Annotated in this window: 6 protein-coding genes; 1 reads left to right on the forward strand and 5 read right to left on the reverse strand. The window is 43.3% G+C overall.

Going from position 1 to position 7,428, the window contains the following annotated elements; all coding sequences use genetic code 11:
- Positions 1-5 precede the first annotated feature (5 nt).
- The 5 genes from nrdA to ACP7AE_RS12385 form a co-directional block, all read right to left on the reverse strand.
- Positions 6-2,282 (reverse strand): class 1a ribonucleoside-diphosphate reductase subunit alpha, encoded by a 2,277-nt coding sequence (gene nrdA, locus ACP7AE_RS12365; protein WP_426243391.1) that lies wholly within the window; start codon positions 2,280-2,282, stop codon positions 6-8.
- A gap of 537 nt (positions 2,283-2,819) precedes the next feature.
- A complete protein-coding gene (locus ACP7AE_RS12370; RefSeq protein ID WP_045446256.1) occupies positions 2,820-3,140 on the reverse strand; it encodes a YbeD family protein in 321 nt (106 codons plus the stop codon).
- A 256-nt stretch (positions 3,141-3,396) separates the two neighbouring features.
- A complete protein-coding gene (locus ACP7AE_RS12375) occupies positions 3,397-4,095 on the reverse strand; it encodes a class I SAM-dependent DNA methyltransferase (protein ID WP_426243393.1) in 699 nt (232 codons plus the stop codon).
- 163 nt (positions 4,096-4,258) lie between these two features.
- Positions 4,259-4,906 (reverse strand): thiaminase II, encoded by a 648-nt coding sequence (tenA, locus tag ACP7AE_RS12380; RefSeq protein ID WP_426243395.1) that lies wholly within the window; start codon positions 4,904-4,906, stop codon positions 4,259-4,261.
- Positions 4,907-5,539: 633 nt separating this feature from the next.
- A complete protein-coding gene (locus ACP7AE_RS12385; RefSeq protein WP_201614446.1) occupies positions 5,540-6,466 on the reverse strand; it encodes a bestrophin family protein in 927 nt (308 codons plus the stop codon).
- A gap of 220 nt (positions 6,467-6,686) precedes the next feature.
- Between ACP7AE_RS12385 and ACP7AE_RS12390 the strand changes: the two genes are divergently transcribed.
- A complete protein-coding gene (locus ACP7AE_RS12390; RefSeq protein WP_426243396.1) occupies positions 6,687-7,346 on the forward strand; it encodes a hypothetical protein in 660 nt (219 codons plus the stop codon).
- Positions 7,347-7,428 lie beyond the last annotated feature (82 nt).

A 7,428-nucleotide genomic window follows, 5' to 3' on the forward strand; every position in this document is an offset into this window, starting at 1 on the left:
TAAACCTAGATCTTACATGCCCCACCAGCACAATCATCTTCCATATCCGCTTGGGCATCGTTCGCACCATCACGAGTGTTATGATAATACAACGTCTTCACGCCAAGCTTATACGCGTTTAGCAGATCTTTAAGCAATATCTTCATTGGTACACGGCCGCCTTCATAACGAACGGGATCGTAGTTGGTATTGGCAGAGATACTTTGATCGACGAATTTCTGCATGACAGCGACCAGCCTTAGGTAACCGTCATTGTTTGGCATTTGCCATAGTAGCTCATACTGATTTTTTAGCTTATCAATCTCAGGCACGACTTGCTTTAAGATGCCATCTTTTGACGCTTTGATAGAGACCAGACCACGTGGTGGCTCGATACCGTTGGTCGCGTTGGCGATCTGACTAGAGGTCTCAGACGGCATCAAGGCGGTTAGGGTAGAGTTGCGCAGACCGTGCTCAGTGATCTCGCCACGTAGCGTTTCCCAATCGAGATGTAGCGGCTCTTGGCAGATTTTATCTAAGTCTTTTTTATAGGTATCAATCGGCAGGATACCTTGTGAGTAGGTGGTCTCATTGAACGCAGGGCACGCGCCTTGCTCTTTTGCCAATTTGTTTGACGCTTTCAAGAGATAGAATTGCAATGCTTCAAACGTTTGATGCGTTAGACCAAGCGCGCTGTCATCTGAATATCGCACGCCATTTTTAGCTAAGTAATAAGCATAGTTAATCACGCCCACACCGAGCGTACGACGACGCATGCTGCCGTTTTGAGCCGCTTTTACTGGATAGTCTTGATAGTCGAGCAGGGCATCAAGCGCACGGACGATTAGCTCGGCTGGCTCTTCGATATCGCTGACGTTGTCGACTTTACCTAAGTTGACCGCTGATAGTGTACAAAGCGCGATTTCGCCTGCTTCGTCATTGATGTTATCAAGTGGCTTGGTCGGTAGGGCGATTTCCATACATAGGTTTGACTGGCGAATCGGCGCAACAGTTGGGTCAAATGGGCTATGAGTGTTGCAATGATCGACGTTTTGGATATAGATACGACCGGTACTGGCACGCTCTTGCATCATCAAGCTAAACAAATCAGCGGCTGGGATTTGACGGCTACGAATGCTTGGGTCATTCTCGTACTTGGTGTATAACTCTTCGAACTTGTCTTGATCTTCAAAGAACGCATCATACAAGCCAGGGGTGTCACCGGGTGAGAATAGCGAGATGTCTTGACCTTTGATTAGGCGAGTGTACATCGTTTTATTTAGCTGTACACCATAATCCATATGACGCACACGGTTGTCTTCGACACCGCGGTTGTTTTTGAGTACCAGTAATGACTCAACTTCTAAATGCCATAGTGGGTAGAACAATGTCGCAGCACCGCCACGGACGCCACCTTGTGAACAGCATTTAACCGCCGTTTGGAACAGTTTATAGAATGGGATGCAACCGGTATGCTGTGCTTCGCCGCCACGGATAGGGCTACCAAGGGCGCGGATGCGACCTGCGTTGATGCCGATACCAGCGCGCTGTGACACATAGCGTACGATGGCGCTAGTGGTGGCGTTGATAGAGTCTAGGCTGTCACCACATTCAATCAATACGCATGAGCTAAACTGACGCGATGGGGTACGCACGCCTGCCATGATAGGTGTTGGTAGTGAGATTTTGAATTGCGAGGTCGCATCGTAAAAACGCTTTACGTAGTCCAAACGATCTGACTTGTCATAACGGCTAAACAAACACATACCAACCAGCATGTATAAGAACTGCGGGCTTTCAAAGACGGTCTTATTAACGCGGTCTTGGACGAGGTATTTACCTGCCATTTGCTCAACGGCGGCATAAGCAAGGTTCATATCGCGCCAGTGATCAAGATATGCTTCTAATTCATCAAACTCAGCACGACTATAATCAGCTAGGATATGCTGATCATATTTACCAGCGTCGGTCAGTTTTTTGACATGATCATAAAGGTGCGGCGGGGTGAATTTATTGTAAGCAATTTTACGCAGATGGAAAATCGCCAAACGCGCAGCCAAATACTGATAATCAGGCGTATCTTCAGAGATAAGATCTGCTGCTGATTTGATGATGGTCTCGTGAATATCGCGAGTCTTGATACCTTCATAAAACTGAATGTGCGACTTTAGCTCAACTTGCGACACAGACACATTATCCAAATTGTGAGCTGCCCACTCGATTACCTTATGAATTTTATCCAAATCAATAAGCTCTAATCGTCCGTCACGTTTGGTCACTTTGATTTTGTCGATGTGTGTCATGTTGCCCTCTTAAGTTGATAACTTGGTAATTATTTATAATGTTGCTTATAGTGATGCTGCACAGTCAGTAAACGGCAGACGTTCTTTATAATGCTACGATGCTTGCGCCGCGATAGGTGTTTTTTTAGGCAAAAATCTACCGCTACTCATAGTGACAATTAAATTCACTGAGTACTACATATAGCGTGTTTATTAGTAGGTAGGCACAATATAGCGGGAAAATTTTGAAAATACTATATTGATTTTAGGATCAAACTATGTTGCTGTGAGGTTGTGCTGTGTCCAGATTTTAGCAAAGGACGATGGGGTAAGGGTTAGACGCGATTGACTCAAATAATAAGTTTTTTGTAAAAATCGTATGATCATTTGCTTTTCATTCGCGAGTAAATGACCCACCAATAAGGGGACATAGAACAATAATAATGAGGGCGCAGATTGTACAGCAAACCACAAAAAATCGCCACCCGTATGTGATTAATAGCGAGTGACGATTTCGACGGAAAAGCGGCTGGCTTTTTTTAAACGACAATTATCTGCTTATACGACCAAACGAACTGTTTTGGCAGCGTCGAGTGAGGCATACAGCACATTGACCTGATCGGCTGCTGTAAGATATAGATTGACCCGTGCTGAATGGAAGCGACCGGTTTTAGACGGTTTCACTTCTATCGAGGCCAAATCAAAATCAGGGAACTGACTGCCCAAGATAAGCTTCACTTCGTTGAGTAAGTTCTCACGCTCGCCTTCATGACCAATGATGCTAAGTGGATAGTTCATTGGAAAGTCCCAAAGCTCAGGATTTTGAATATCCGTTCTTTTGCCTGTGATCACACCTTGATTGGGCGTTAGGTTGGTCATTTTTACTGATTTTTCATTTGTTGGTGCCTGATTGTTGTTTTGATTGGTGCTGTCTTTTGGATCGTCAGTCATGATGTGCGCCTCGCTTTATTAAATGTTAGCTATTAGCATAAGAGCTTTATTCACCATTTATAGTGGCACTCGACTTATAATTCAAGTGCTAAAATGGCAATGACAGTATGCTATGGATCACTGTGATCTGTCATAACTTTTGCTCAGTCATCCATGCTAATCAAATGCTAGTACACACAGCAGCTCATTTTTTATAAGCACAAACAGCGACATAATCCCCACGGTCGTAGCCTTCGATGACTTCTTGTACTTTGTCATTGGCATACATAGGATGGGTGAGTAAGGTTTGTGCATACTCAAAATCGACGAAACCATTGGCTTGCATCAGCGCGATTTTTTCATCAGAGGTGCGCCAATTTGCTGATTTAACCAGCTCAATAGGATAGGGGTCAGCAGGAGAGATGTGCGCAAGCAGCGGATGCTCCCAAGTATTTAATGAGCTGGCCAAATTATATAAGCTCGCAAAACCGCTTTCTTTTGGCACATCGATAACAATCAATTTTCCGCCCGTTTTTAAGGCATCAAATGCCTTTTTAATACAGATATCCAAATCGTTGATGTAGCTGACACTGCCGTTAAACATGATGATATCAAACTTATTTGGCTCAATTTCGCAAGTCTCGGCAGGACTAATATCCACTTGTAAGCCGCGCTTTTTAGCGATTTCAGCCATGTCTTTTGAAGGCTCAATGCCGTGCTTGACATGGATATCATAATCCTGTGCCAATAGTGACTCAAACAGTCCACTACCGCAGCCGATAGACAATATCTCACTGTCCTTATCTAAGAAATGAGCGACCAGTTTTAGCTCACTGGTCAGTAAGTTTTGGTTGTCAAAAAACCAGCTGTCATACGCGCTTGCGTGTTCATCGAATGCTGCCATGGTGTCTCTCCTTGAGTATTTTTTGTTGTATCGTTAATCCACTATAAAAGAGTGACAGCGTTCATCTGCACTCGGTTGCTTTATCACTCTTTTAAATTAAATCAATTATATTGAATAGTACGTGACGTTAAATTTTCTATAAAGCTAGCACCTGGCATAGGGGTTAGGACAGATCAAGCGCTTGTTGCCAAAAATTTACTTCCATACGTGAAGCAGTATTAAATAACTGTTGGAATTTGTCTGCCTGAGCAGGGCTAGCCTGTACTAGTAGCGTGTTGATCTGCGCTTCATTCTGCGCGGTAATCGCTTGAAATTCGTCACTGGCAAAGACATCAATCCATGGCTGGTAAGGATTGTCCGCGACAAAACCTTGTTCTTTAATGCGTTTGCCAATTTCGCCATAACCCATCAAACAAGGAGCAATCGCCGCATAAAGCTCAGCCAATGAGCCTGACATCGCAGCGTCTAATAGGTAGCGGCTATAGGCAATGGTCACAGCAGATTCAGGAGCGCTTTCTACTTCTTTAAGTGGGATGTCCCACTCATGACATAAATCGAGATACATGCCAATTTCCATATCGAGCATGGCGTTGATGCCTGCTTGACCGACTCGCATTTGTGCCAGCGTATCACTCTTATACACGCTCAACGCCATCACACGGGTATAGTGAATAAGATATAAATAGTCTTGCACAAGGTAGTGACGAAAGCTGTCAGGGGCGAGCGTACCTGCCGTTAGCTGTTTGACAAAATCATGTTGGATGTAGTCAGCCCATGTGGGGCAATGGTGGCGTAACGTTTGGTAGTTCATAGTATTCACTTACTGTTATAAAATGCGCGAGTAAGCAAAGAGTAGGAGGTGATAAGTAAGCAGGCACAAAAAAACCTTACCAAATTATGTGAATAAACTGGCAAGGCTTGCTTAGCAATGTATGCTTAAGAGGTGTGCTATAAAATGTCACGCTTGTTTCCTACGTCAGTGCTAACTGCATCAGGTTCGCGGGTAACTCTCAGCCATGATTTTGAATTGTAGTTAAAGCATCAAAAATCAAAGCACCCCGACAAGGTTTATTTTTCAGAAATAAATATAAAGTTTACATAAGTTTAAACTGCTCGTACTTAAGCAATCGGCCCTATGGTAGACGAATTCAGTCATCATTAGCAAGTGATGCGCAAAAAACCATGAATAAAGGTTGTCTTGCAAGCGTAAATAGGCAAGATTTTACCTTCTATTAAGCTGGTCAAGTACCACGATAATGGCGAGAGAAAGCACTATTTTCAAATGCATTTTTTATTCATAAACGCTCTACTATTGCCTATATTATTTAGCTACCCGACGGTAGAGTATATAAAAAATATCTCATAAATTAAGTCAATATGTTTATGGGGCACTGTCTCATTTAGCATTGATTGCTTTATGATTTATAGGCGTTCAGCTAAGAGGCTATGGTAAATAACCATTGATAGGAGTGATCTCAGGCGGAATATCTGCCTCTTCTAGTGCTTCTCGCAGATTGATCTCGATAGTACGCGACAATGCAGTCAGGGGTAGTTTGTTGGCGGCTAAGCCGAAAGGCTCTTCTAGCTCTTCACTGAGGGCATCCAAACCAAAAAAGGTATAAGCGATCACGGCACAAATCAGTGGGGTCACCCAACCGAGCGAGGCCACCAAGCCAAAAGGCAACATGATGCAATACAGATAGGTCGTGCGATGGACCAGCAGCATATAAGCAAACGGCAGCGGTGTATTATGAATGCGCTCGCAGGCCGCCAATACAATGGTCATAGACGTCAGGCGCTCGTCCATATTCTGTATGACTTGTTCTGATACCAGCCCTTGACGCCGAATGTCGCCGAGCTGCTTACCCATGAGGCGCATGATGTAATCAGGTAGATTGCGCGCTTGGCGCATACTATCATGGTGTTTTGATGCGACAAAAGGCTCGACATCATGCCAAGGTGACGATCCGCGCAGGCGATGGCGCACAGCATGCGCAAAAGCAATGGTCAGGTAAACCATCGTTCGCCCAGTCTCGCGCCCATTTTCGGTATCAGCATCTATAAAAGAAAGCACTTGACGGGTTAAGCTACGCGCATCATATACCAACTGACCCCAAAGTCCTCGAGCTTCCCACCAGCGTTGATAACTGGCATTGTTGCGAAAACCAAGAAATAGCGACAACGCGATTCCTAGCAAGGTAAAAGGAGCCATACCATAATAAGGAAAAGAGTCAGGAAGCCAGTGCTGAATAATTGTTATAAGTGTGCTGAGAAGCGCGATCAGCAAAATTTGCGGATAAATTTTTGGAATGACAGAGCCGTGCAGGGTAAAAAGTATCTTGAGAGCGTTTGGGGTTTGCCGGACAATCATGGTGTTTCCTAGCGGTGGTACGTATATATTTCTAGCATAGTATATAGTGTAAGATTGCATTATAGGATAAAAACCTACTAATTTTTCACTCTGATGAATGTGTCAGAATTTGATGGTTTTGTAGCTCTTGATAAAAAATAGATAGAACGTATATGGTTTTATCTATACATCATGGTCAGGCTAATGAAGGGTACTTCCTTATAAAAAATTTGGAACTTATATGTTGAATTATATTGAAGTGGATAGACAGTTTTCAGCTGTTTCTAAAGATAAAGATGATTTGCAAGATATTGAAAATTACCTCAAATTTAATACTGGACAGTCTGAATCATGGGATTTAATTTTAAGTGAGTATCGTTGTGTTGTACTCGCTGAAGCAGGCGCAGGAAAAACGATTGAGTTCAGGGAAAGAGCTTCTTTGATGAAGAGTAAAGGGGAGTATGCATTTTTTATTAGAATTGAAGATATTGATCGTCATTTTTATGAAAGCTTTGAAGTTGGCGATGAGGAGGCGTTCGATAGTTGGTTAGATTCAGATGAAGAAGCATGGTTTTTTCTAGACTCTGTAGATGAAGCCTTACTTACCAGTCCAAGAGCATTCGAAAGAGCAATACGGTATTTTGCCAAAGCGATTAAGAGAGGTCAACTTAGAGCACACATATATATTTCTAGTCGACCTTATAGCTGGAGAGCAAAGACTGATCAAGAATTAATGGATGAGGTTTTGCCACTAAAGGGCAGTGATTGTCAAGAAGGGTCTACTAGTAAGGATAAAAAACCTCCTAGTACGCTTAAAGTTTATAGCTTACGTCCTCTGGATAGAGAAAAAATCGCTGCATACTGTGGTAATCATCCCAACCATAAGACACTTATCAAATAGAATTAAGCTGCGTGGTTTAGTTTCTGCATTGGCGTAAAACCGCCATTGCCCATATTCGGGCGCTCGTGGTTGTAGTGATATA

The sequence above is a fragment of the Psychrobacter sp. TWP2-1-2 genome (assembly GCF_049896785.1).
Lineage (GTDB): Bacteria > Pseudomonadota > Gammaproteobacteria > Pseudomonadales > Moraxellaceae > Psychrobacter.